This is a genomic window from Desulfotomaculum defluvii (genome assembly GCF_054657375.1).
On sequence record NZ_BAAHYV010000006.1, the window covers coordinates 119,638 to 145,835 of the forward strand.

Below are 26,198 nucleotides of genomic sequence, written 5' to 3' on the forward strand. Positions count from 1 at the left end.
AAGTAAACGGTTTCGATTAGATACACAGTCCTTAAGCATAAGTTTTTAATCCATGGCTCAAGGCTCATGGCTCACGGCCTAAAGATATGTCCCATGGAGGTTTTCTACCCAGGAACTTAAAGGCTATTGTTTGAATATCCAAATGTCTTTCAAATTAACGAGGTGATTTTTTGTCTTATACATACAAGATTCCACGTCTGCTGGTAGGGGCACCCCAGGGACGATCGGGGAAAACAACAATTACTGTTGGCTTGATAGCAGCTTTGACCGCCCGAGGTCTAAAGGTGCAACCCTTTAAAAAGGGACCAGATTTTATAGACCCCAGTTGGTTAACAAAGGTTGCTGGTTCTACCTGCCGTAATTTAGACAGTTATCTAATGGAGAGAAACGCTATTAGGAAAAATTTTATTAGGCATGCTCAGGGTGCCGATATCTCCATCATTGAGGGGGCTATGGGTCTCTTTGATGGAGTTGATCTTGAGGGCAGCGGCAGTGCTGCTGAAATTGCAAAGATTGTACAAGCACCTGTGCTGCTGGTAATTAATTGCACCAGGATGACACGCAGTGTGGCGGCAATGGTAAATGGCTTTGTCAACTTTGATCCGGCTGTAAAGATTGGGGGAGTAGTTTTAAATCAAGTGGCAAGAAGCCGTCATGAAAAGATGCTTCGGTCAGCTGTTGAAAAATATTGCAGTGTACCTGTTTTGGGAGTTATGCCTAAGGGGACACAATTCTCCATCCCAGATCGACACTTAGGTTTAATTCCTGCAGGGGAAAATGATGCCCTGATGGAAGCGGTGCAAAAGATTGGAATTGCAGCGTCCCAGTACCTAGATATTGATGGCATTATTAATATGGCCAAGGAATGGCCTGAACTTGAAGAAGAACAACCAATTGGCAAGCCTATCCAAATCAAATGGCTCAAGCAGGAGGAAATATTAAACAAGGTGGATAGGCCTGTAATAGGCGTAATCAGGGATCGTTCCTTTTCCTTTTATTATCCAGAAAATCTTGAAGCGCTGGTTGAAGCCGGTGCCGAGCTGGTTGAGATCAGTGCTATTTCACAGCAGAAACTACCTCCTATTGATGGGCTGTATATTGGCGGCGGTTTTCCGGAAGTATTAGCGAGAGAACTGGAAGCAAACGAGTCCTTCCGTGGACATTTAAAACATCTGATTGAGCAAGGATTACCTGTCTATGCTGAGTGTGGTGGTCTCATGTATTTGGGACGGCGTATTCACTGGGAAGGTAAGTCCTTTGAAATGGTGGGGGCCCTTCCCCTAGAAGTTGAGATGATTAAAAAACCTCAAGGGCATGGCTATATGCATCTGGAGGTACTGCCTGGTACTCCATATTACACCACAGGAAAAGTTGTAAAGGGACATGAGTTTCATAACTCTAAAGTGATAGATTTGGAGACCACAGGCTGCGACTTTGCATTTAAAGTATTACGGGGACATGGAATCAATGGCCAGTACGATGGAGTGCGTTACAAGAATGTACTGGCGCTCTACAACCACATCCATGCCGTAGCCGAAACTGATTGGGCACATTATTTTGTAAAATTGGCCAAAGGTTGGCGGGGATAGCTGTCTTCTATCTCATAGTCCACGGCACACACCAAGCTCCGGGAACAAACCCCGGAGTTTTTTTATGCCCTGCAGCTACATAAATATGACATCCTGGTGTAAAAATAACAAAAAATATTGGGGGGAACTGGATGCAGTGGCGCAATAAAAAAAGAATCTTAATATGGCTTTTAACCGTATTGTTTATTTGCAGTATTGCAGGGTATGCCTTCGCCCAGAATGAGGTCTTATACTGGGGCAGTAGTGGTACAAAGGTAAGAGCTGTTCAACAAAAACTTAAAGATTGGGGTTACTATGATGGGGCAGTTGATGGTTATTACAGCGGCAAAACTGCTTCTGCTGTAAGAAAGTTTCAAGCATACCATGGTTTAAGGGCTGATGGGATTGTGGGGTCGAAAACCTTCAGTGCCTTAGGGATAAACACACCACCTCCAAAAACAACTTATAAAGTATCCTCAACAGGTTCCATTGCTTATGTAGGAAATGATCATAATGTCAACCTACTGGCCCGAGTTATTATGGGAGAAGCAGCTGATGAACCCTATATTGGCAAAGTGGCTGTTGGTGCAGTAATACTTAATCGGACAAAACATAGCGGCTTTCCCCAAACTTTAGCAGGTGTAGTATACCAACCCTTAGCCTTTGAATCCGTATCAAACGGTCAGTATAACAGGCCATTAAGTAGTGAAGCCGTTCGCGCGGCACACGATGCATTAGCTGGCTATGATCCAACAGGGGGTGCGACTTTCTTTTGGAATCCCTATAAGCCTGTTAGTAGGTGGATTTGGTCACGAAGAATTGTAACACAGATTGGTAATCACGTCTTTGGATACTAGGAAGGGGTACGTTTTATGAAAAGATGGGGTTTGCCTGCCCTTATAGGGCTATTAATACTAGCGGCTGTTAGTTTTTGGGGTTTTAAAGAGTACCAAAATAAGGTGGCTTTAGAAAACTACATCAACAGTCGTTACCAAATGTCCTTTTATAATTTGATTAATCGTGTTCAAAATATGGAGGTTTTACTGGGCAAAACCTTAGCAGTAGCGGGAGATCCTGATAATGCTTTGATATTTTCAGAAATCTGGCTTCAGGCCGAGGGTGCTAGGGAAAACATTACACAGCTTCCCTTAACCTCTGGAATAGTAGGGAGGACCACTAAATTTTTAGCACAATCCGGAGATTTTGCTAGGGTGGGAGCTAAGAAAATCACCAGTGGCCAAGCTTTGACTGATGAGGAGTTTAGTACCTTAAACAGTCTTTACCGACAGGCGGCTCAATTGAATAAAGATCTTCACGATATGGAGAGACAGGTGGCTGATGGTAGACTCTCCATTACAGAGATTGTACAGTCAGCTAGGCATGAATTAGATAAAGGAACTCCCGCTGGAGGTGCTAATAACTTCCAAGGTATCGATCAACAAATGCAGGGTTTTCCAACCCTCATTTATGATGGCCCCTTTTCAGATCATCTGGACAAAGTTACCCCAGTTGGCTTGGGAGATGAGCCCACCAGTGCCGATGAAGCCCGGAACATCGCTAGAAAGTTTGTGGATATCCCTGACGATGAATCCTACAGGGCACAAGTCTCAGGCCGCAGCAAAGAAAAAATATCAGGCTATCTGGTAGAATTAATTCCCCGGAACGGTGAAGCCGGACGGATTGTAGGGAATATTAGCGACAAGGGTGGCCAAATGGTTTGGTATATGGATAGCAGGAATGTAGGTAAGCCTAAGGTTTCCATTGAGGAGGCAAAGGAAAAAGCCTTAAGTTTCTTAGAGTCAAGGGGTTACAAAAATACAATTAACATCTATCATCAGACCCAAGATAATAAAGCAATATTTAATTTCATTCCTCAGAAACAAGGAGTTGTCCTCTATCCTGATCAATTAAAGCTTAGTGTAGCCTTAGATAATGGACAGGTGGTCGGCTTTGATGCTAGGGGCTATCTTATGGCCCATAAGGAAAGAGATATTCCGGCACCCCAGATAAGTGATCAAGAGGCCAGAGAAAAAGTAAACAAAAGGATGGATATCACCAGAACTCGACTGGCCATTATTCCGACTGACGACGGCAAGGAAAGATTTTCCTACGAGATTATGGGGAATATTAACGGGGAGACTTATTTGGTCTATGTCAATGCAATTACTGGTAAAACAGATAATGTACTAAAAATAATTGAGCAGAAAAACGGAATTTTAACCATGTAAATTGACAGAGCATTGACTCAATGGTAAACTGTATTCTACAATGATAAAAAAATCGATGATGGGGAAGAAGGCAATGTTAATTGTTGCAGCGAGCCGGGGCAGGTGTAAGCCCGGTCAATGAAATTGCTAGGCCGCCCCAGAGAGCAAACTGAAATGAAAGTAAGCTTTGCCGGTTTTCTTCGCCGTTACCGAAGACCGAGTGGGTTACCTGAGTTAATAGGTAGCCAATTAGGGTGGTACCACGGAAATATATACTCCGTCCCTTTCTAGGGATGGAGTTTTTTATATTTAAATGGAGGTGCATGATATGATAGAAATTTTAGGACTACTACAATGCAATAGTCGCCTGACCGCGAAGGAAATAGCAATCATGACGGGAAGGCAAGAAGAAGAAGTAAAAATGATCATCGAAAGATTAGAAGCAGACAAAACTATTATTAAATACTTTACATTAATCAATTGGGAAAAGGCAGGGGTTGAAAGAGTAAATGCACTGATTGAGGTAAAGATGACACCCCAACGTGATGTAGGGTTTGACTCTGTGGCCGAACGTATTTACAGATTCCCCGAAGTGAAAAACGTTTATCTCATGTCCGGGGCCTATGATCTAGCAGTGTTTATTGAAGGAAAAACGATGAAAGAAGTGGCCCTGTTCGTAGCAACAAAATTAGCAACCATAGAAAATGTACTCAGCACTGCTACTCATTTTGTCTTAAAAACCTATAAACAGGATGGCTTTATTTTTGAAGATCGGGAGACTGATCAGAGGTTGGTGATTCAACCTTGAGTAATAACAAATGGAATGATTATATTAGCCCGGCAGTAAAGATGATACCACCGTCTGGAATTAGAAAATTCTTTGACCTAGCAGCTGAAATGGAAGGAGTAATATCTCTAGGAGTTGGTGAACCAGATTTTGTTACACCCTGGCACATTCGGGAATCCTGTATTTATTCTCTAAACAGGGGTAGAACCAGTTATACCAGTAACCATGGATTATTGGAGTTAAGAGAAGTGATTGCCCAATATCTAGGCAGTCAAGGGGCCCATTATGACCCCAAGAAAAATATATTGGTTACTGTAGGGGTTAGTGAAGCACTGGATATCGCACTGCGCACCTTGGTCTGTCCGGGGGATGAGGTGATAATACCTACACCTTGCTATGTTTCCTATGCTCCCTGTGCAGCCTTGGCTGGTGGAGTACCAGTTACTGTACCCACTAGTATGGAAGATAATTTTCGGCTAACTGCTGATAAATTGGAAGCAGCAATTACACCTAAATCAAAGGTTCTTTTGCTTTGCTTCCCCAATAACCCCACTGGGGCTGTCATGGATAAAGAGACTTTACTACAAATTGCCGAGTTAGTAGAGAAACATGACCTTTTGGTGATTGCGGATGAAATTTATGAACGGCTTACTTATCGTGGTGAACATACCTGTTTTGCTTCACTGCCTGGTATGAGAGATCGTACGATTCTATTAAATGGTTTTTCCAAAGCCTATGCCATGACCGGCTGGCGTCTTGGCTACGCTGCGGCTCATGAAGATTTTATTGCAGCGATGACTAAGATTCACCAATACACCATGCTGTGTGCGCCTATTACGGCACAGTATGCTGCCCTAGAGGCACTGAGTAATGGAAAAGTTGCCGTAGATAACATGGTTGCCCAGTATAATCGCCGTCGCCGTTTGGTGGTGCACGGTTTTAAGGAAATTGGATTGCCATGTTTTGAACCAGGGGGAGCCTTTTATGCTTTTCCCTATGTAGGAGATACAGGACTCACAGCCAGTGAATTTGCTGAAAAGCTTTTGGTTGAAGAAAAAGTAGCCGTTGTGCCTGGGGATGTTTTTGGGCCCGGTGGTGAAGGGTGTATTCGTTGCTCCTACGCATCCTCTGTGGAGGACCTAACCGAAGCCATTAAAAGAATGGGTCGTTTTATCAAACGGCATAACATAAATAGAACCAAACAAGTATATATTTAAATGTCTAGAAGCCATCGGCAGCAGTCGGTGGCTGTTTTATAGCCATTAGCCATTAACCATATAAAGTGGATCTAGTAAGGCTAAGAGCTAACAGCTAAAAGCTAACAACTAAAAGCTAACAACTAAAAGCTAACAGCTAAAGAAAGTTTTTTACAACTTGTTGCAGGAAATGACATAAACATATAGAATAGTCTATAAGTGCAGTACACGAAGGAACCACAAATTTAGGGAGGTGGTAAGTAGGACGGTAGGTTTTCGTTTTATGTAGGACAGTGGTTTGGAGGATGGTTAGTTAGTTTCTTGGTTAAGTAGGTAGGATAGCAAGCAAGTAGGAATTAAAAGCTTTTCAAATGTAGAACGGGAGGATGGAAGAATGAAAGGGATATTTCTGACCCTTTTTGTAGGGTTTCTTTTATTTATTGGGCTTTTTTGTATGAGGCGTACTAAAACCCTCAATGATTTTTTTCTAGGGGGTAGATCTATTGGTCCATGGCTTTCGGCCTTTGCCTATGGCACAACCTATTTTTCCGCGGTAATTTTTATAGGCTACGCAGGTAAAGTAGGATGGGGCTTTGGTTTATCTACCCTGTGGATTGTGGTGGGCAATACTCTAGTAGGAAGCCTGCTGGCTTGGTTGGTACTGGCAAAACGAACACGGCAGATGACAGTTCGTTTAAATACACTCACCATGCCGCAATTTCTTGAAGCTCGTTATCAAGCGCCTGGCTTCAAAGTATTTGCCGCCGGGGTTATATTTATCTTTATGATCCCCTATTCAGCATCGGTTTTTATGGGTTTAAGCTATCTTTTTGAAAGAGTTTTTGACATCCCTTACACCGTTGCAGCCATTGCCATGGCTGTTTTAACAGCTATGTATCTGATAACTGGCGGTTATCGGGCTGTGGCCTTAACCGATGTGGTTCAAGGCACTGTTATGGTTTTCGGTGTTTTTACATTGCTTTACTACGTTTTAGGAGCACCACAAGTAGGTGGCATAGGGCAGGTTGTAAGTAAATTACAGGCCATTGACCCCCAATTTGTAGCTCCAGCGGGACCTCCGGGCTGGTTGCCCATTGCTTCACTAGTTCTTTTGACCAGTTTAGGGACTTGGGGACTACCCCAAATGGTGCAAAAATTTTATGCTATTAAGGACGAAGCATCTATTCGTCCAGCTACCATTGTATCCACTCTATTTGCCTTAGTCATTACAACAGGAGCTTACTTCACTGGTAGCTTATCGAGGTTGTTCTTTGATGAGATGCCTGTGGATGCCCTGACTGGCCAACCCAATCCTGACCTATTGATTCCTCAGATAATGATAACCACCTTGCCAGAATGGGCTATTACATTAATTCTGTTATTAGTGCTTTCTGCGTCAATGTCCACTCTAGCATCCTTGGTATTAGTATCTAGTTCGGCTGTAACCATTGATTTTATTCAGGGCCTAAATCCGAAACTTTCCGATGGACGGAAAGTTGGTCTAATGAGGTTCTTTTGCTTAGTATTTATTGCTTTATCAGTAATTCTAACTCTGGCAAAACCTACTATTATTTTAAGTCTGATGGCTATCTCATGGGGAACGGTAGCAGGAACATTTTTAGCTCCCTATGTGATCGGTTTATATTGGAGTAAAGCCACTGCCAAGGGAGCTTGGATTTCGTCCCTTACTGGCTTAACTATTTCTATTGTTTTCAGCTTTTACGTTAAGTTGGAAGCTGGCTTACTTCCAACCATTGGAGTTTTGGCAATGCTAATTCCCTTATTGGTATTGCCGTTGGTTAGTATGGTGACTGAACCGTTATCGGATAGTCACTTGAAGAAGGTTTTTGGTAAGAGTTTCCCGACAAAAACAAGGGTCGCCAAAAATAAGAAGGTGGAACAAGTATGATCTGGAACAAACAGTTTGAAACCATAAACCGGGAGGAATTGCAAAGTCTGCAAACCTCCCGGTTGCAGCAAACAATAACAAATGTTTACGAGAATGTATCCTATTATAGGGAGCTCTTTGACCAACATGGAGTTAAACCAGAGGATATAAAATGTCTTGATGATATAACTAAGTTACCCTTTACAACCAAAACATCTTTACGTGATAATTACCCCTTTAATATGTTTGCCGTACCCATGAAAAAGGTTGTGCGTCTGCATGCCTCCTCTGGAACCACTGGCAAACCAACTGTTGTAGGCTATACCCGTCAGGATATTGAAACTTGGGCAGAGCTTGTGGCACGGATGATTTCATCTGTTGGCGTTACAGATGAGGATATAGCTCAGGTAAGCTTTGGCTACGGGCTATTTACTGGGGCTCTAGGGCTTCACTATGGTTTAGAAAAAGTAGGGGCCACAGTGGTTCCCTCCTCTACTGGAAAGACAGAAAAACAAATTATGCTAATGAAGGATTTTGGTACTACTACTTTAATTAGCACACCCTCCTACGCGCTGCACATAGCAGAGGTGGCTAAGGAAATGGGTATAGAACCTAAATCTTTAGGATTAAAGACTGGTCTCTTTGGCTCAGAGCCATGGACAGAGAGTATTAGAAACGAGCTTGAAGAGGTTTGGGGATTATTTGCTACAGACAATTATGGTTTAAGTGAAATTATCGGACCGGGAGTAGCCGGTGAATGCCAGGAACGAAAGGGTATGCATATTTCGGAGGATCATTTTCTGGTCGAGGTAATTAATCCAGAGACTGGAGAACCAGTGCCTGATGGTGAAGAAGGAGAATTGGTTATTACTACCCTTACCAAGGAAGCACTGCCAATTATACGGTACCGCACCCGTGATATCACCATTAAAATTACGGATGCTTGTGAATGTGGCAGAACCACAGCACGTTTACGCAAGATAAGTGGTAGAACTGATGATATGTTGATTATTAGCGGTGTTAATGTTTTCCCATCTCAAATCGAGGACGCACTGCTGGAGATAGATGGTGTTGCCCCCTATTACCAATTGGTAGTAACGAAAAAAGGTTACTTGGATGCCTTAGAAGTGCAGGTGGAAATGAAAGATTCTGCCTTTACTGGTAGTTGGCGAGATCTCGAGAGTTTAGAAGGAAAGGTTCGTGCTCACTTGCAAACTGTACTTTCCATCAGCCCCAAAGTTAAACTATTAGAACCCCGTTCCTTGGAACGCACAACAGGCAAAGCAAAGCGAGTAGTGGATTTAAGAAATCAATAATAGCTTTCATTTATTAGCACCCCCAAAAAACAAGGGCGGATAAATGGCTGCTAATAACTTTAATAAAAAATACCTTATTATTGGAGGTAAAGCCATGAAGGAACTACTTTCCGGTAACGCTGCCATTGCCCGGGGTGCCTATGAGGCCGGTATTACGGTTGGAGTAGGCTACCCAGGCACACCCAGCACCGAGATTCTGGAAAACTTTGCAACGTACCCAGACATATATGCCCAGTGGTCCCCCAATGAGAAAGTCGCATTGGAAGTTGGTGCTGGTGCCGCTATTGCAGGAGCAAGAGTGATCGTTACCATGAAACACGTGGGAGTTAATGTGGCTGCGGATCCACTTTTTACCCTAGCTTATACCGGTGTAAACGGTGGGCTAATTTTGGTGTCTGCAGATGACCCGGGCATGCACAGTTCACAAAATGAACAGGACAACCGCTATTATGCACTAATGAATAAAATTCCTTGTCTAGAGCCTTCTGATAGTCAGGAAGCAAAGGATATGGTTGCCTTGGGACTGGAGATCAGTGAGCAGTTTGACACGCCAGTATTACTGAGGGTAACCACCCGGGTTTCCCACTCCCAGAGTTTTGTAGAGATTAAGGAGCCAAGCCCCAAAGAACTTCGTCCCTATGCCAAGGATCCTCTAAAATATGTTATGGTGCCGGCCTATGGACGTATGCGCAGAATCTTCTTAGAAGAACGGACTGCCAAATTAAAGGAATATGGTGAAAATTGTTCTTTAAACTTTATAGAATGGAAAGATACCAATGTTGGTGTTATTACCAGCGGTATCAGCTATGCTTATGTTCAGGAAGTATTGCCAAAGGCGTCCATTCTCAAATTAGGCCTAACTAATCCACTACCCGAAAATCTTATTAGACAATTTGCTGCTGGGGTAGACAAACTTATTGTAATTGAGGAATTGGAACCCTTTTTAGAAGCACAGATCCGTGCCATGGGTATTCAACTAATTGGTAAAGAACTGTTACCATCCTATGGGGAATTTAGCTCCGCATTGATTGCCAAATGTCTTGTGCAAGCAGGAATTCAAGTTGCCGAAGAGTATCAAATTAAAGATCAGGCCATTAAGGAAACTTCTGCGACTGCCGAACCTTTACCTGGAAGACCACCTGTATTGTGTGCCGGTTGTCCTCACCGGGGTGTATTTTATACCTTGAAAAAGCTAAAATTGGTGGTTAGCGGTGACATTGGTTGCTATACATTGGGTAGCCAAAACCCCTTGAGTGCCATCGATACCTGTATTTGTATGGGGGCCAGTGTAGGAGCTGCCCTCGGGATGGAAAAAGCTAATCCTGAGATGGGACGTAAAACCGTTGCAGTCATTGGAGATAGCACTTTCTTACATTCAGGAATTACAGGGCTGATGGATGTTGTTTATAATGGTGGAACTTCCACTGTACTCATTCTGGACAACAGAACCACCGCCATGACTGGTCATCAGGAAAACCCGGCCACCGGGTCTACACTAATGGGAAAACCTGCTCCACAGGTGGATTTAGAGGCCATCGCAAGGGCTGTGGGGGTTAAACGGGTTCGTACTGTAGACCCTATGAACTTAAAAGAACTGGGTCAGGCTATTAAAGAGGAAGTAGCAGCTTTAGAGCCATCAGTTATTATTGTAAGACGACCCTGTGCTTTGCTCAAGAGCAGCATAATTGATGAACCCATAGAAGTGAATAACGACAAATGCATTAACTGTGGACTATGTCTAAATTTAGGCTGTCCCGCCATCAGCCGTCAAGAAGATAAGATTATTGTTTCGGCAATTCAGTGTAGAGGCTGTGGTCTATGTGTTCAAGTGTGTAATAAAGAAGCCCTAAAAAAGCGGGGTGAACAAAATGCTTAAGGCACTTAATATTTTACTTGTAGGTGTTGGAGGTCAGGGAACCATTCTGGCAACCCGTGTCTTAGCAAAGGCAGCCCAAGATGCTGGCTATGATATAAAGGTTTCAGAAATAAAAGGCATGTCACAGCGGGGGGGCAGTGTGGTAACACAAGTACGATTGGGTCAAAGGGTTTACTCACCCTTAATCTCTGAAGGAAGTGCTGATGTTATCTTAGCCTTTGAGAAAATGGAAGCTCTCCGGTGGCTCCCCTATTTAAAACCAGAGGGTAGCATTATAGTTAACGATCAAGCCATTGCACCGGTACCAGTGTTGTCCGGCGCAGCAGTTTACCCAGAAGATTGCTTGGAACGTGTTAAGAAGTTGGCTTCCAATACCATTGTTGTAGATGCTTTAAATATTGCTGTGCAGTGTGGCAATCCAAAGGCCAGCAATGTGGTTTTGGTTGGCCTTTTGGCCAAACGGTTGCCCCTGGACAAAGATTTATGGCTTAATGCCCTCAAAGCCCGTGTACCAGAGAAATTTATTGATGTAAATATTAAAGCCTTTGAAGAAGGATATAACTTATAAAAACTTGAGTTTAGTCAAGCAATCAGCCGTCAGCATTTATGCTGACGGCTGATGGTCAGGCAACTAAGTGTATTTGCATCAAAAGATCAAAATTTACCTATAACAACAGAAAAACCTACAAGACAACATTATCAGTATGTGCTATAATGAGTCTCGTGGTCAGGAAACAAAAGACAGGACAACAACTAAAGACGTTGGACTTACCATCTGACTACCAAAACTATAAATAAATTTTGGCACAATTCAGACTAAGCAAAAAACTCTGATTTTACATGTCCCAATAGCTGTTGACAGACTAGGAGGACAGGTGTAAAATTTATGTGAAATGCAAATGGATATAGTTGCTCTGGATTGTGCAAATTTAGACAACTTATTGCCTGCATCTTGGGTTGGACAAGTTTGTCTTTTTTTGTCTAACTGACTAGATCTATAGTTAAATAACCAGTTAGAATTAGATCTGGTATAGGAGGCTGGCTGTGCCATTATGGCAGGATAGATTATAAACTATCCCCTTTTTACAAAAAAACGGAGGTGAACTTAATGACCGATACCAAGAAGACTCCTCTCTTGGACGAACTCGAGAAAGGCCCGTGGCCAAGTTTCGTAAAAGAAATTAAAAAAGCCGCTGCCAACAATCTTTCCGCCCAAGACCTGCTGGGTCAGTTGGAGCTTTCCTATGAAGAAAAGAAAGCACACTGGAAACACGGTGGTCTGGTAGGTGTTATGGGTTATGGTGGTGGTGTAATCGGTCGCTACTCTGACGTACCTGAACAATTCCCCAATATTGAACACTTCCACACCGTACGTCTGAACCAACCTTCTGGCTGGTTCTACAACACCAAGGCTCTGCGCCAAGTGTGTGATGTTTGGGAGAAATACGGTTCTGGTATGACCAACCTGCACGGATCCACTGGTGACATGGTACTGTTAGGAACCAAAACTGAAAACATCCAAACTATCTTTGACGAAGTATCAAACTTCGAAGAGCATGCAATGGATTTAGGTGGTTCTGGTTCTAACCTGCGGACTCCTAGTTGCTGTGCTGGCCCTGCTCGTTGTGAGTTTGCTATGATCGACACCTTGGATCTCTGTCATGACCTGACTAACGAATTCCAAGATTATCTGCACCGTCCAATGTGGCCTTATAAATCCAAAATTAAGATTTCTGGTTGCCCCAACGACTGCGTAGCTTCTATCGCTCGTTCTGACATCTCTATCCAGGGTACCTGGAGAGACGATATCAAGATCAACCAAGAAGCTGTTCGCGAGTATGTTGCTGGTGGTTTTGATATTGATGGTATGGTTGTTTCCAAGTGCCCCACCAAGTGCATGACTTGGGATGGCAACGAACTGACCATTGACAATGCTAACTGCACCCGTTGCATGCACTGCATTAACAAAATGTGCAAAGCATTACGTCCTGGTGACGACCGTGGTGCTACCATCTTGATCGGTGGTAAAGCTCCTATTCTTCAAGGTGCTATGATGGGTTGGGTAATCGTTCCCTTCATGAAGCTTGAATCTGGCTCCGGCTACGAAGAACTCAAAGAGTTCCTCGAAAAAGTTTGGGAGTGGTGGGATGAAAACGGTAAGACCCGTGAGCGCGTTGGTGAATTGATCCTGCGTCTGGGTATGCGTAACTTCCTGCGCGCTATCGATTTAGAGCCTATTCCTCAGATGGTTAGGGCTCCACGTGCTAACCCATTCTTCTTCTGGTGGCCTGAAGAAACCGTTCAGGACTAATTTGAATAATATGCAGGCCTATGCCGCATAAAATAATGAAATGGGGAGAGGTGAACCACATTGGCACAAGCAAGAACTGATATCGGACCGCCGCTCTATAAAGAAATGTTGCCGCCCGTTATCCAAGAAAACTATGGTAAATGGCAGTATCATGAAATTCTAAAGCCTGGCGTTCTCGTACACGTATCTGAAACCGGAGCCAAACTGTACACTGTACGCGCTGGTTCTCCGCGTTTGATTAGTATCTACTTCATTCGCGAAATCTGCGACTTAGCAGACAAGTACTGTGATGGTTACCTGAGATTTACCAGCCGTAACAACATCGAATTCCTATTAAGCGATGAAGCTAAGGTTGATGCTCTGCTAGCTGACCTTTCTGCTATGGGTGTTCCTGTTGGTGGTACTGGTAACTCTATTACTAACATTGTTCATACCCAAGGTTGGGTACACTGCCACACTCCAGCTACCGATGCCTCTGGTATCGTTAAATCTGTAATGGATGAGCTGTTTGAATACTTCACCACCATGAAGCTGCCTGCCAAGACAAGAATTGCTTTGGCTTGCTGCCTAAACATGTGCGGTGCCGTACACTGCTCTGATATCGCAATCCTGGGTATCCACAGAACTGTACCCAAGATTGACCATGAAAACCTGCACAAACTGTGCGAAATCCCAACACTGACTGCTAGCTGCCCCACTGCAGCTATCCGTCCCAATCCCAAGCTGAAATCTGTTGAGATTAAAGCTGAGCGTTGCATGTACTGTGGTAACTGCTACACTATGTGCCCCTCTGTACACATCATCGATGCTAAGAACGATGCTGTATCCATCTGGGTTGGTGGTAAGATTTCCAACAGTCGTATTGGTCCCAGATTCTCTCGTTTGGCTATTCCTTTCCTGCCTAACAATCCTCCGCGTTGGCCGGAAGTTGTTAATGCAGTTAAACATCTGGTTGAAGTTTATGCTGAAAATGCACAACCTGGTGAGCGTATGGCTGAGTGGATCGACCGTATTAGCTGGGAGAAGTTCTTCGAAATTACTGGTCTGCAATTTACAGACAAGCACATCGACGACTTCACTTTGGCTCAAACTACTTTCAGAAGCACCACTCAGTTCAAGTGGTAAGCATATAGCCGCTTGACAACGAGTATAATAGGTTTAAGAGCCGCCGCCGTATGGCGGCGGCATCTCAACATTTACCACCCGTATGGATGGTAGGAAACGGTGGTGTAAATAATGGAAGAAATTAAAGAGAAAATTTTAGCCTATCTCGCAGGAGTAAGCAAAGAGAAATCCCGTGTAGTTGCTGATAAAATTGGTGTTAAAAAGAAAGAAGTAGACAAGGCTGTTGCTGAACTAGCAAGAGAAGGTAAAATTGAGTATCTCTACATTGGTACTTCCTATATTACCTTAGCTGGTAAAGATCATACCCCTGGCGTTTCAAAGGAAGATTAATAAACTCATACTTAATCCTAAATCCAAAAAAGAGCGGATAATGTCCGCTCTTTTTTGGATTTAGAAATTAGATTTATAGCAGTAGTCAGAGCTAAAGGCTAATAGCTAAAAGCCAACATTTATTGAGGTCCGACTCCCGTGTGAACCGTATGTTTTGTTGGGTACCTTGACGGTTAAAATAGTGGATAAGGGGAGGTTTGGCTATGGGGACGAATGTGCAAGTAACAGTAAAAAACACCCAAATTGGTTTGGATAATAAGCCAGAAGTAATAGAAGTAGAATATTCTGGGACACTTTATCGAAAGAATAATAATTACTACATCATTTATCAAGAAACCCAAGGCACAGGGATGGGAAAAACCACTACAACCTTAAAAGTAGAACATAACACCATTACCCTCATCCGCAATGGGACAGTTAATATGAGACAGGTCTTTGAAAAAGACCAAATCCACTGCTCAACCTACCAAACTCCCCAGGGCTCTATGGAGATGACAGTCAAAACATTGAATAAAGAGGTAATCTTGACAGACCTTGGGGGAAGTATTAAGCTAGAATATGAATTAAAACTAGACCATTCGCTTCTGGGTAAAAATTACTTGGAGATAGAAGTGAGCTTAGTCGTTAGTCATTAGCTATTAGCATTATACTCGTTACTAAAAGCTAATTCAGAGGACATAAACTCAAGTTTTATTTTATTCCTAACATCACAAACATATATAAACCTCAAGAACGAAGGAGGATTTTCTTTGCAAGGATTGGTTGAACAGATAAAATCAAGCCTAGCCCAGGCATTACAAGCGTCTATTAGCCAGGCTGTGACTAAGGGCCAGGTTAATCCAGTGGAAGTACCTGAAGTGATAATAGAGGTACCCCGTGAAAAAGGGCATGGTGATTTTGCCACCAATTTAGCCATGCAGCTAGCAAGAGTGGCGAAAATGTCTCCGCGAAAAATAGCAGAAGCAATTGTAGATAACCTGGACCTAGCAAGTACGCAAGTAGAGCGAGTGGAAATTGCCGGTCCGGGCTTTATTAATTTCTACCTGCAAACCAGCTGGGTATATGGAGTCCTTCCTATGGTTTTACAGGAAGATCGAAACTATGGAAGAGTAGAGGTTGGTGAAGGTCAAAGGGTACAAGTAGAATTTGTTAGTGCCAACCCCACCGGTTTACTGCACATGGGTAATGCTCGGGGAGCAGCATTAGGAGATAGTCTGGCATCCATCTTAGACTTTGCTGGTTACCGAGTAAGCAGGGAATACTACATCAACGATGCAGGAAATCAAATAGAAAACTTCGGTAAATCCTTGGAAGCGCGATTTCTTCAACAATTGGGCCAGGATATTCCCATACCCGAAGGGGGGTATCATGGGGAAGACATTATTGATACTGTAAAGGGCTATATTAACAAAAATGGTACTGGGTTAGCTGAGACAGATGAGTATACTCGTCGCAAAACCTTAGCCGCCTATGCGCTTCAAGAAAAATTAACCCATATTCGCAACACACTGTTGGACTTTGGCGTGGTATATGATCAATGGTTTTCTGAACAATCCTTGCATGATAGTGGAGCCATTGATGAAACCCTAAAGGAATTACGCCAAAAGGGTTATATCTATGAGCAAGAAAATGCACTTTGGTTTAAGGCTAAAGAATTTGGTGATGAAAAAGACGAGGTACTGGTTCGCTCTAATGGCATTCCCACATATTTTGCCGCCGATATTGCTTATCATAAGGACAAGTTTGAACGGGGTTTTGACAGGGTTATTGATATTTGGGGTGCAGACCATCATGGCCATGTCAATCGGATGAAAGGTTCTATGGAAGCCCTAGGATACAAACGTGATAATTTACAAATTATTCTTATGCAGTTGGTACGGTTGTTCCGTGGCGGGGAGATAGTTCGTATGTCTAAGCGAACTGGTCAATTTGTTACTTTAGAGGAATTGGTGGAAGAAGTAGGTAGGGATGCAGCACGTTATTTCTTTGTGATGCGCAGCCCAGATAGCCACTTGGAGTTTGACCTAGACTTGGCCAAATCCCAAACCAATGATAACCCAGTTTTCTATATTCAATATGCTCATGCGCGTATTTGTAGTATATTGCGTCAACTGCAGGAACAGGGACGACCATTTCCGGAAATTGGGGTTATAAATCCTAGTGTTCTAAAAGAAGAAGCAGAATTGGAACTGCTGCGTAAGTTAGCAGATTTTCCAACAGAAATTGCCGCGGCGGCTGAACTGATGGCTCCCCATCGGATTGCCCGTTATCTGCATGATCTGGCAGGCTTATTCCACAGTTTCTATAATAGCCATAGAGTCATTACTGAAGATGAAGCAATATCTGATGCTCGTCTAGTATTGGTACAAGGTGTACGCATAGTGTTAAGAAACGCTTTGGGATTGTTGGGATTGACTGCACCAGAAAAAATGTAAGGAGATTTATTATGAAAGAGGTTATTTATGCCACCCTTACTGGTTTTCTGGTTGGCCTCCTATTTGCAAAATTGAAATTACCGATTCCTGCCCCACCAACCCTAGCAGGGGTTATGGGTATAGTAGGCCTATTTTTAGGGTATGTACTGGCTATACGGTTGGGATGGATGCGATAGACTATTGACAGGATAAGTCACGATCGTTAGAATGGGATAGGTATTAGCCAAAATCCAACTAAATTTGACAGGAGGCAACCATGGCCAAGTATATTTTTGTTACCGGCGGAGTGGTGTCATCCCTGGGTAAGGGTATTACGGCAGCTTCCTTGGGGCGGCTTTTGAAGAACCGAGGCCTAAAAGTTGCCATACAAAAGCTAGACCCGTATATTAACGTCGACCCGGGGACAATGAGTCCATACCAGCACGGCGAAGTATTCGTAACAGAAGATGGAGCAGAAACTGATCTGGACTTAGGGCATTACGAACGGTTTATTGATACCAATTTAAATAAAACCAGCAACATGACCACCGGGGCCATTTACTGGTCTGTTATTAGTAAAGAACGCCGGGGTGACTATCTTGGGGGAACAGTTCAGGTTATTCCCCATATTACCAATGAAATTAAAGAAAGAGTACTGCGTATGGCCCGGGAACTGGATGTTGATGTGGTAATTGGCGAAATAGGCGGCACTGTTGGGGATATTGAATCTTTACCTTTCTTAGAAGCCATTCGTCAGCTCCGGGCTGACCTAGGTAAGGATAATGTGATGTATATCCATGTAACCCTAGTTCCTTACTTAAGAGCAGCTAATGAGTTTAAAACCAAGCCTACTCAGCACTCAGTGAAAGAACTTAGAAGTATTGGTATTCAGCCAGATGTTATTGTTTGTCGTACTGAAAAACCATTTCCTAAAGAGATGGAAGAAAAACTTGCCCTCTTCTGTGATATTGACAAAGACGCTGTTATCCAGGCCGTGGATGCATTTTCCATCTATGAAATTCCTCTGCAGATGGAGCAAGAGGGTCTTGATGACATTGCAGTGGAGCGATTGGGCCTTCAGTGCGGTGAAACAGATATGACTGAATGGTACAACATGGTGGAGCGTATGAAAAATTTAAATAAGACTACCACCATTGCTTTAGTAGGAAAATATGTATCCTTACCTGATGCTTACCTTAGCGTAGCAGAGTCACTGCGTCACGCAGGACTTAAACATGACTCCTCAGTGGAAATACGCTGGATAAATTCCGAAGATCTTGAAAAAATTCCTGCAGAGGATTTATTACAAGGAGTTGACGGAATCTTAGTACCTGGCGGTTTTGGTGATCGTGGTATTGAAGGTAAGATTAGAGCTATTCGCTTTGCTCGGGAGAACAAGATTCCCTTTCTAGGAATTTGCTTGGGTATGCAGTTGGCAGTTGTAGAATTTGCTCGGTCGATACTGGGGTGGCAAGATGCCAATAGTGCAGAATTTAACCCACACAGTCAATATCCAGTTATTGACCTACTGCCTGAGCAAAAGGATTTGGACAAGATGGGTGGGACCATGAGACTCGGTGCTTACCCTTGCAAGTTATTGCCGGGCACTTTAGCCCACAACGCCTATGGCGAAGAAATTATATATGAGCGACACCGTCATCGTTATGAGTTAAACAATGAGTATCGTAAAGACTTAGCCCAAGCCGGGATGGTCTTTAGTGGTACATTGCCAAATGATAAATTGGTGGAGATTGTTGAGCTAAAGGATCACCCTTGGTATCTGGCTACCCAATTTCACCCAGAATTTAAATCTCGCCCAAATCGGCCCCACCCGGTATTTAGAGATTTTGTTGGTGCGGCCATAAAGAATAAGAAGTAGTAAGAATGACAGCTTTGGTGTGATGACCAAAGCTTATTTTTTATGAAGAACTAAAGTTATTAAGTAAGGGTATTTTTTAGCCTGCTTGACGTAAAGATATTTAGAGAAAGCCATTGGCCTTTAGCCATTAGCTAAAAGCTAAAGGCCAATAGCACAAACGAACGGAGATGATTGCACTTGCACAAAAAAGTAATCACTGGAATAGTAATTGGAATATTGCTGTTTTCTTTGGCAGTTTCCATGGCCTTTAGGGGCAATGCAGGTAGAACGGATCAAAATGCTGGTACAGGAGAGCAAATTGCAATTGTACGTATTGAAGGAACCATTATGTCTTCGGCCCCAGGAGGGTTTGGTAGTGCTGGAGTAGCATCTTCAGAAAGAATTGTTAGTGAACTAAAGGAAGCTAGGGAAAACCCGGACATTAAAGCTGTTATATTAAAACTAAATACAGGTGGGGGTACAGTGGTGGGCTCCGATGAAATTGGCCGGGAAGTGGAGCGGGTTCGCAAAGCTGGCAAGGTAGTGGTGGCTGCCATGGGGGAAATGGCTGCTTCCGGTGGTTATTGGGTTTCATGCAAAGCAGATAAAATCGTAGCCAATCCAGGTACCTTCACCGGTAGTATCGGTGTAATTATGCAACTTACTGAAATGGAAGACCTATTTAAAAAGCTGGGTATTGAAGTGAATAATATTACGACTGGGCCCTACAAAGATATGGGTTCCAGCAATAAGGAACTTTCTCCGGCAGAAAGAGAAATTTTTCAAGCATTAGTCAATGACACCTACGAAGAATTCATCAAAGTGGTAGCCGAAGGCAGGAAAATGGACCCGGTCAAAGTAAGAAAATTAGCTGATGGTAGAATTTACACCGGCAAACAAGCAAAGCAACTGGGATTGGTCGATGAGTTAGGTGATTTTAATGATGCAGTGCGGATAACTGCCGAATTAGCTGGTATTAAAGGGGAACCTGAATTAATAGAGATGACCGGAGAGAAGTTTTTATGGCAAGAAATTCTGGGTGGTCTACAGGGTAAAAACCAGCTAATCCCAGTTCCCTTAGAAGGTTTACTGTTATTACCAAACAAAGTAGTTGCACCAATGAATTCCAATGTCCAGTAAGGGGGAGTAGTGTTGACCGATATAAAAGATCAAGATCAAGAGCTAATATCCCGTACTCATACTCAGGAACTTCAGGGGCTTTCTGGGAGTCTACCGGAAGACTTGGCCTTCATAAAAGAAACTGAAACCACTCAACAATCTGAGGCCATTGATCAGTCCCCCCTGCGGTTTTATGAAATTATTTATGGGATATTTTTTGATCCTGTACGAACCATGAAAAAAGTTACGCTAAATCCACCCATAATTACCACTGTGTTAATCGTTGTTTTACTTTCTCTCATTAGCTTACTCACAAATTTATATTCCTCTAACCAAGGAGTAGATTTGGGAATACATAATGGTTTACCAATCCCCCAGGCAGCCAATATTTCTCAGGCCCTACGGGCGGCCACACCACTGCTAGCAATCTTGGGGGCTATATTCTTTTTCCTAAAATGGTTTTTTTACAGCGCCTTATTACACCTGGTGGCGGATTTTTATGGTGGAGAGGGAAAGGCCCGGACTGCCTTCGTAGTGTATGGTTTGGCTGGATTACCGGAAGTATTTTTAGTACCCCTAGGCGTGATCACAACCTGGTTATCAAGCGGCATCACCACAGCGGTTATGGCGTTAGCAAATTTAATTATCCTTATCTGGGGCATCATCCTACTAACCATTGGTTTAAGGGAAGCCTATGAATTTAGCACTGGCAGAGCCTTGGCAGTTATCTTTACGCCAGCTGTAGTTGCCATTGTGTTGGCTATCATCGGTATGGTGGGATTTATGGGGGTGCTTTCCTCCTTTGGACCCATGATTTGGTAAGTCAAATTTTTAGTAATATTTGAAATAATCTTTTTTTAAAGAAGGTATTGACAGCAGCTCGTCGAAAACTTATTTACCGAAGGTTATGAGCTCGGGGGGTACTGAATACAATGAATAGAAAGTCCTTTGATATTCTTATAGTAGATGACCAAGTAGGAGTAAGACGCTTGTTATTTGAGACTCTAGCCGATGAAGGTTATATTGTTAAGATGGCCGGGGGTGGATTAGAAGCTTTAAAGATCCTTACCCAAGACCTTCCCTCCTTAGTCCTACTAGACATGAAAATGCCAGTAATGACTGGATTTGAAACGCTTCAGGAAATACGCAAACAGTTCGGGCAGATACCAGTGGTTATGATGACCGCCTATGGAGATATGGAGATAATAGACCAGACAAAGAACCTGGGAGTAAAGCATTATCTCAACAAACCCTTTGATTTAGATGATGTTAGGATCCTAGTTAATAAAATTTTAACAGAGTCTGAAGGGTACGGACATTGGCAGGCGGATATCGGCTAACCCTAATTAAAAAAAGGAATTTGTTCTCGGACGGCGAACTCTTTATACAAAGAGGAGGTTATAAAAGGTGCTTATAACCACGGTCGCTACGCTAGCTATTCGTTGCCCTGAGTGTGGTGCATTAGAATTTCATAACCTCTCACGGTTCGCCCTTTCAGGGAATGGCAGGATTCAAATAAATTGTTCCTGTGGAGCTTTCCTGTTAGGTATTGTAAATCGCCCACCGGGGAGTTATTGGCTGCAGATACCCTGTATCTTCTGCGAGACCAAGCATATCCGTGAAATATCTGGAACTCGCCTGTGGGGCAAAGGAACTGTCTACCTAACTTGCCCGGAATCTGGACTTGAACTAGGGTTTATAGGTAAGGCTGAGCAAGTTAAAGAACTAGCAGAATCCCTAGACTCCGGATTGGAATCACTAATTGACGAATTGGGGTATGACGAGTATTTTAACAATCCAGAGGTTATGCATCAAGTAATGCAGATTCTGCAAGAAATTGCAAATAATGGCGGCCTCTATTGCCAATGCGGAAATACCCATATTGAGGTTGATGTTTTTTTAGATCGACTGGAACTGCACTGTAAGGAATGTGATAGTATTAACATTGTATATGCAGAAACAGAGGAAGATCTTAAAGTAATTCAGCAGATAGAATCCATTGAATTGACACAACATGGTTTTAAATTCCTAGACAGTTTTTCCAATAACCCTAAACATACTAAAAAGAATCGGCGCAAGCGGAACAAACATTCCTAAAACATAATTCAGTGTAACTATGGTCATACTGATTCTGACCCCGTTAGTCGTGGAATTAATTTCTCCCATGCCGGAATATGGTTCCTGAAGAATTTGCCTGGCACCAGTTCGTCGGCTCGAACGGGTACCAGGCTTTTAGTTTTGTCCAATAGTCTGCTGTTGCAGCTAAAACAAGGAGGTTTAACAAATGCCGTTAGTTCCAGTAAAAGAGTTACTTGCTAAGGCGGAAGAAGGAAAGTACGCTGTTGGGGCCTTTAATGTAAACAACATGGAGATTGTTCAGGCCATTTTAGCAGCCGCCGAGGCCGAAAAGGCACCGGTTATTATGCAGGCCAGCCAAGGGGCCATAAAGTATGCCGGCATCGAATACATTTATGCCTTGGCCAATATGGCAGCCAGTCAATCCACTGTACCCATGGCCCTGCATTTAGATCACGGAACCAGCTTTGAACAATGCATGCAATGCATTCGCTATGGTTTCACCTCAGTGATGATTGACGGTTCCAAACTACCCTTGGAAGATAATATTGCCCTAACAAATAAAGTTATTGAAGTTGCCCGGGCCACTGGCGTCTCTGTTGAAGCAGAGTTGGGAAAAATCGGCGGCACTGAGGATGATATTCACGTAGATGAAAGAGATGCTTTCTTTACAGACCCCGAAGAGGCCCGTTACTTTGTCGAAAAAACTGGTGTAGATGCCCTAGCCATTGCCATCGGTACAGCCCATGGACAGTATAAAGGGGTACCGCAGCTAGATTTCGCCCGCCTGGAAAAGATTGTGGGCATGATAAATGTCCCCGTTGTTCTTCATGGTTCTTCCGGGGTCCCTGATGAAGCTATTCAAGAAGCCATCCGTCTGGGTGTCCGTAAGGTAAACATTGATACCAATATCCGGGAAGCCTTTACTGGAGCCTGTCGACAGGTTATTGAAAACAATGCCAAGGAAATTGATCCTCGTAAAGTTCTAGCACCGGCCAGGGAAGCTGCTACCCAGGTCATTCGTGAGAAAATCCGTGTTTTTGGCAGTTCCGGCCGAGCGTAACAAAGAAAATTTCTTTAAGCTACAATTGAACAGTTGAACCATCAGACAGGAGGGCTAATTATGCTTCTTTTTCTTGATACTGCCAATGTTGAGGAAATTCGCGCCGCCAATGCCCTAGGTGTTATTGCCGGTGTTACGACCAATCCATCCCTGATTGCTCGCGAAGGACGTGATTTTGCTGAAGTTGTAAAAGAAATAACCTCTATTGTGGATGGTCCCATCAGTGCGGAAGTAATTAGCTTGGATGCCGAAGGCATGATGAAAGAAGTAGCAGAGTTAGCTGTCATTCACCCTAATATTATTATCAAAATTCCTATGACCGCGGAGGGGTTGAAAGCCACCAAAGCCTGTGCAGAAAAGGGTATAAAAACCAACGTCACTCTGGTCTTCTCCGCCAATCAGGCACTTTTGGCTGCCAGAGCAGGTGCGACCTACGTTAGTCCCTTTGTGGGTCGATTGGATGATATTGGTCAAGATGGAATTAGCTTAATCTACGATATTGTTGAGATCTTTGAAAACCACGATATAGATACAAAAATAATTTCGGCCAGCATCCGTCATCCACTACATGTCCAACAATCTGCAAAGGCGGGAGCCCATATCGCCACTGTACCCTATAAAGTTCTGCTACAGATGACGAAGCACCCTCTTACTGATAAGGGAATCGACGCATTCCTTGCTGACTGGGCAAAACTTACCTCAAAAGCCTAATTTTTTGGTCACCGGTTGGTATAAAATACCCACCGGTGACGCAATAACCATTTCCAACTCAAAATGCTCCATCTATTGACCAAATATTACCCCTGCGATATACTTTAGAGGGCATGGATTTGCTTAGTATAAGAATTAGCCCTGCAAGGGTTGTCAATTTTTGGAGGATTTTTATAAGTGGCGAATATTCTTGGCAAACTTCTCTGCAAATGCAGAGATTCTTATCACAAGCTTTTAAACTTACCGGAAGCCCCGAAAAAGGTAGCTCAGGGAATTGCGCTGGGAGTTGCCTTTGATTTTTTACCAGTTCCCTTTATCAGTATTCCTCTTTCTTTTATCGTGGCAAAATTGATTCGGGTTCATGCTGTGGCTGCCACTTTAACGGTTCTTATCTTTAAACCTGCAGTACCACTTTTTTTTACACTTAATATTTTTGTTGGAAAATTTTTAGTAGGTACAGCTCCCTCCCCCATTACCACTGATTTAGCACAGGGTGTCCCCTTATTAACCAAAGCGGTCTTAAAAATAAAAGCCTTAGGTTTCCCTTTCCTGGTTGGCAGTTTTGTCAATGCTTTCATTGCCAGTTTCTTAGTCTACTTTTTATCTGTCAAAATTTTAGAGGCCCGTCAAAGGGCCATTAAAAAAAAACCTAAGGGAAAACAATATGGCTACGAATAAAACCATCTAGCCGGGGAAAGTACTTAACTTAAGGGTATTCCTTTAGGGTCAAGCTATTAGCCATTAGCTTCTTGCAAGGAACAAAAGTTAAAGTCAAACTAATGGTAATATAATCATAATTTACTGAAGTAGCCTAAGAAAATCCATACAAAAGCTCAAGACCTATACTAAAAGACAACAAGGACCCGAAATCAAAGTAATTCTAAAAGCTAAAGGCTAGAACTAAGTAGAGGTGGAATTTTTGGCTGAAAATGATAAGCCTGTTACAACACAGGCTCAATTAGAAGCAAAGACCATGCAGGAACTGTATGGTATTGCTCGAGAATTAGAAATAGCTGGTTATTATAAATTACGAAAAAAAGAGCTTATTTTTGAAATATCTAAATTACAATCCAAACAGAGTGGTGTATCCTATGCTGGTGGGGTATTGGAAATACTGCCAGATGGTTATGGCTTTTTAAGGCCATCGACCTATGTGCCCAGCAACGATGATATTTATGTTTCCAATTCCCAAATAAGAAGGTTTGATTTGCGAACCGGGGATATGGTATATGGCCAGGTTAGGAAACCAAAGGATAACGAGAGGTACTTTGGATTGCTGAGAGTGGAGCAGGTGAACGGTGCAAATCCCGAATTGGCATCAGAACGAATGCATTTTGCCGGTCTTACACCTCTTTATCCCCAAGATCGAATTCGCTTAGAGACTACTCCCAACAAGATTTCAACCCGCATTATCGATCTCACGTCACCCCTAGGGAAAGGCCAAAGAGGATTAATTGTGGCTCCCCCCAAAGCTGGAAAAACCATTTTAATCAAAGAAATTGCAAATAGTATCACTAACAATCATCCAGAGATTGAGTTATTTATTCTGTTAATTGATGAAAGGCCAGAGGAAGTAACAGATATTGAACGTTCGGTTAAGGCAGAAGTGGTTAGTTCTACCTTTGATGAACCACCCGAAAACCATGTCAAGGCTTCAGATATGGTACTGGAGCGGGCTAAGAGATTAGTTGAAAGCGGTAGGGATGTAGTTATCTTATTGGATAGTATCACCCGACTGGCTAGGGCCCATAACCTTGTGATTCCTCCCAGTGGACGAACCTTATCCGGGGGCGTTGACCCTGCTGCACTTCACAAGCCCAAACGTTTCTTTGGAGCAGCCCGTAATATGGAGGAAGGCGGTAGTCTAACCATATTAGCCACAGCTTTGATTGAAACTGGTAGTCGAATGGATGATGTTATCTTTGAGGAATTTAAAGGCACTGGTAATATGGAATTGATTTTAGATCGAAAATTAGCCGATCGTAGGTTATTCCCGGCCATTGATATACAGCGTTCAGGGACTAGACGAGAAGATTTACTTTTAACAAAAGAAGAACTGGATTACGTCTGGAATCTCCGCAAGGCCATTGCCAACATGACCCCCTATGAATCCCTGGAAAATTTACTAGACCGCATGAAAAACACTCAGTCCAATGAAGAAATGCTTTATGATTTTAAACCTAAGACCAGGATACAAGCTCCTAATAACGAACCATCAGCTACTTTACCAAAACCACAACCGATTCATAAGCGTCCTTACAGAAGGAAAAGTCAGGAGCAGATGAGCGAGATATAGTCATCAACTGTCAGCTTTTTTGCATGATTGGCTAGGAGTCACTCCGAAAAACTGGGT

Annotated in this window: 24 protein-coding genes and 1 other annotated feature; all 24 genes read left to right on the forward strand. The window is 43.1% G+C overall.

The genetic code is table 11. From position 1 onward, the window contains the following. Positions 1-170 precede the first annotated feature (170 nt). The 24 genes from ACYQ03_RS03310 to rho all read left to right on the forward strand — a co-directional run bounded on the left by ACYQ03_RS03310 (position 171) and on the right by rho (position 26,141). The gene (locus tag ACYQ03_RS03310; RefSeq protein ID WP_459907618.1) at positions 171-1,589 is read left to right on the forward strand and encodes a cobyrinic acid a,c-diamide synthase CobB; all 1,419 of its coding nucleotides are present in this window, start codon (positions 171-173) and stop codon (positions 1,587-1,589) included. 131 nt (positions 1,590-1,720) lie between these two features. Further along, on the forward strand, positions 1,721-2,425 hold the full coding sequence (gene sleB / locus ACYQ03_RS03315) for a spore cortex-lytic enzyme (protein ID WP_459907620.1): 705 nt from the start codon (positions 1,721-1,723) through the stop codon (positions 2,423-2,425). 15 nt (positions 2,426-2,440) lie between these two features. Beyond that, complete coding sequence (ypeB, locus tag ACYQ03_RS03320) at positions 2,441-3,796, forward strand: germination protein YpeB (RefSeq protein ID WP_459907622.1); 1,356 nt, start codon at positions 2,441-2,443, stop codon at positions 3,794-3,796. 46 nt (positions 3,797-3,842) lie between these two features. After that, positions 3,843-4,063: a binding site (T-box leader), on the forward strand. Between the two features lie 40 nt (positions 4,064-4,103). Further along, positions 4,104-4,583 (forward strand): Lrp/AsnC family transcriptional regulator, encoded by a 480-nt coding sequence (locus ACYQ03_RS03325; protein ID WP_459907624.1) that lies wholly within the window; start codon positions 4,104-4,106, stop codon positions 4,581-4,583. Next, on the forward strand, positions 4,580-5,779 hold the full coding sequence (locus ACYQ03_RS03330) for an aminotransferase class I/II-fold pyridoxal phosphate-dependent enzyme (RefSeq protein ID WP_459907626.1): 1,200 nt from the start codon (positions 4,580-4,582) through the stop codon (positions 5,777-5,779). The genes ACYQ03_RS03325 and ACYQ03_RS03330 overlap by 4 nt, the downstream gene beginning before the upstream one ends. A 373-nt stretch (positions 5,780-6,152) precedes the next feature. Next, complete coding sequence (locus ACYQ03_RS03335; RefSeq protein ID WP_459907628.1) at positions 6,153-7,667, forward strand: sodium:solute symporter family transporter; 1,515 nt, start codon at positions 6,153-6,155, stop codon at positions 7,665-7,667. Further along, a complete protein-coding gene (locus ACYQ03_RS03340; protein ID WP_459907630.1) occupies positions 7,664-8,962 on the forward strand; it encodes a phenylacetate--CoA ligase family protein in 1,299 nt (432 codons plus the stop codon). The genes ACYQ03_RS03335 and ACYQ03_RS03340 overlap by 4 nt, the downstream gene beginning before the upstream one ends. 94 nt (positions 8,963-9,056) lie before the next feature. Next, on the forward strand, positions 9,057-10,838 hold the full coding sequence (gene iorA / locus ACYQ03_RS03345; RefSeq protein WP_459907631.1) for an indolepyruvate ferredoxin oxidoreductase subunit alpha: 1,782 nt from the start codon (positions 9,057-9,059) through the stop codon (positions 10,836-10,838). After that, the gene (locus ACYQ03_RS03350; protein WP_459907633.1) at positions 10,831-11,406 is read left to right on the forward strand and encodes an indolepyruvate oxidoreductase subunit beta; all 576 of its coding nucleotides are present in this window, start codon (positions 10,831-10,833) and stop codon (positions 11,404-11,406) included. The genes iorA and ACYQ03_RS03350 overlap by 8 nt, the downstream gene beginning before the upstream one ends. A 540-nt stretch (positions 11,407-11,946) precedes the next feature. Next, positions 11,947-13,149: a dissimilatory-type sulfite reductase subunit alpha gene (gene dsrA, locus ACYQ03_RS03355; protein ID WP_459907634.1), complete on the forward strand. Its 1,203-nt coding sequence runs from the start codon at positions 11,947-11,949 to the stop codon at positions 13,147-13,149. Positions 13,150-13,209: 60 nt separating this feature from the next. Beyond that, on the forward strand, positions 13,210-14,274 hold the full coding sequence (dsrB, locus tag ACYQ03_RS03360) for a dissimilatory-type sulfite reductase subunit beta (protein WP_459907635.1): 1,065 nt from the start codon (positions 13,210-13,212) through the stop codon (positions 14,272-14,274). A 111-nt stretch (positions 14,275-14,385) separates the two neighbouring features. Further along, positions 14,386-14,604, forward strand: coding sequence for a hypothetical protein (locus ACYQ03_RS03365; RefSeq protein ID WP_459907637.1), 219 nt, complete (start codon positions 14,386-14,388; stop codon positions 14,602-14,604). Between the two features lie 203 nt (positions 14,605-14,807). After that, positions 14,808-15,239 (forward strand): YwiB family protein, encoded by a 432-nt coding sequence (locus tag ACYQ03_RS03370; protein WP_459907638.1) that lies wholly within the window; start codon positions 14,808-14,810, stop codon positions 15,237-15,239. 114 nt (positions 15,240-15,353) lie between these two features. Continuing rightward, entirely contained in the window at positions 15,354-17,039 is a 1,686-nt protein-coding gene (gene argS, locus ACYQ03_RS03375; RefSeq protein WP_459907639.1) for an arginine--tRNA ligase, read from the forward strand. A gap of 11 nt (positions 17,040-17,050) precedes the next feature. Beyond that, positions 17,051-17,215, forward strand: coding sequence for a XapX domain-containing protein (locus tag ACYQ03_RS03380; protein ID WP_459907641.1), 165 nt, complete (start codon positions 17,051-17,053; stop codon positions 17,213-17,215). An 80-nt stretch (positions 17,216-17,295) separates the two neighbouring features. Then, the gene (gene pyrG, locus ACYQ03_RS03385; protein WP_459907643.1) at positions 17,296-18,897 is read left to right on the forward strand and encodes a CTP synthase; all 1,602 of its coding nucleotides are present in this window, start codon (positions 17,296-17,298) and stop codon (positions 18,895-18,897) included. A 177-nt stretch (positions 18,898-19,074) separates the two neighbouring features. Then, the gene (sppA, locus tag ACYQ03_RS03390) at positions 19,075-20,016 is read left to right on the forward strand and encodes a signal peptide peptidase SppA (RefSeq protein WP_459907644.1); all 942 of its coding nucleotides are present in this window, start codon (positions 19,075-19,077) and stop codon (positions 20,014-20,016) included. Positions 20,017-20,025: 9 nt separating this feature from the next. Further along, positions 20,026-20,817, forward strand: a complete 792-nt coding sequence (locus tag ACYQ03_RS03395; RefSeq protein WP_459907645.1) for a YIP1 family protein — start codon at positions 20,026-20,028, stop codon at positions 20,815-20,817. Positions 20,818-20,927: 110 nt separating this feature from the next. Next, the gene (locus tag ACYQ03_RS03400; RefSeq protein WP_459907647.1) at positions 20,928-21,335 is read left to right on the forward strand and encodes a response regulator; all 408 of its coding nucleotides are present in this window, start codon (positions 20,928-20,930) and stop codon (positions 21,333-21,335) included. A 67-nt stretch (positions 21,336-21,402) separates the two neighbouring features. Further along, positions 21,403-22,092 carry a hypothetical protein gene (locus ACYQ03_RS03405; RefSeq protein ID WP_459907648.1) on the forward strand — a complete coding sequence of 230 codons (690 nt, stop codon included), beginning with the start codon at positions 21,403-21,405 and terminating at the stop codon, positions 22,090-22,092. 187 nt (positions 22,093-22,279) lie between these two features. Beyond that, on the forward strand, positions 22,280-23,134 hold the full coding sequence (locus tag ACYQ03_RS03410) for a class II fructose-1,6-bisphosphate aldolase (protein ID WP_459907649.1): 855 nt from the start codon (positions 22,280-22,282) through the stop codon (positions 23,132-23,134). A gap of 60 nt (positions 23,135-23,194) precedes the next feature. Further along, positions 23,195-23,845, forward strand: a complete 651-nt coding sequence (gene fsa / locus ACYQ03_RS03415) for a fructose-6-phosphate aldolase (protein WP_459907651.1) — start codon at positions 23,195-23,197, stop codon at positions 23,843-23,845. A 177-nt stretch (positions 23,846-24,022) separates the two neighbouring features. Then, on the forward strand, positions 24,023-24,523 hold the full coding sequence (locus ACYQ03_RS03420; RefSeq protein WP_459907653.1) for a DUF2062 domain-containing protein: 501 nt from the start codon (positions 24,023-24,025) through the stop codon (positions 24,521-24,523). Between the two features lie 241 nt (positions 24,524-24,764). Continuing rightward, the gene (rho, locus tag ACYQ03_RS03425) at positions 24,765-26,141 is read left to right on the forward strand and encodes a transcription termination factor Rho (RefSeq protein WP_459907654.1); all 1,377 of its coding nucleotides are present in this window, start codon (positions 24,765-24,767) and stop codon (positions 26,139-26,141) included. Positions 26,142-26,198: the final 57 nt, after the last annotated feature.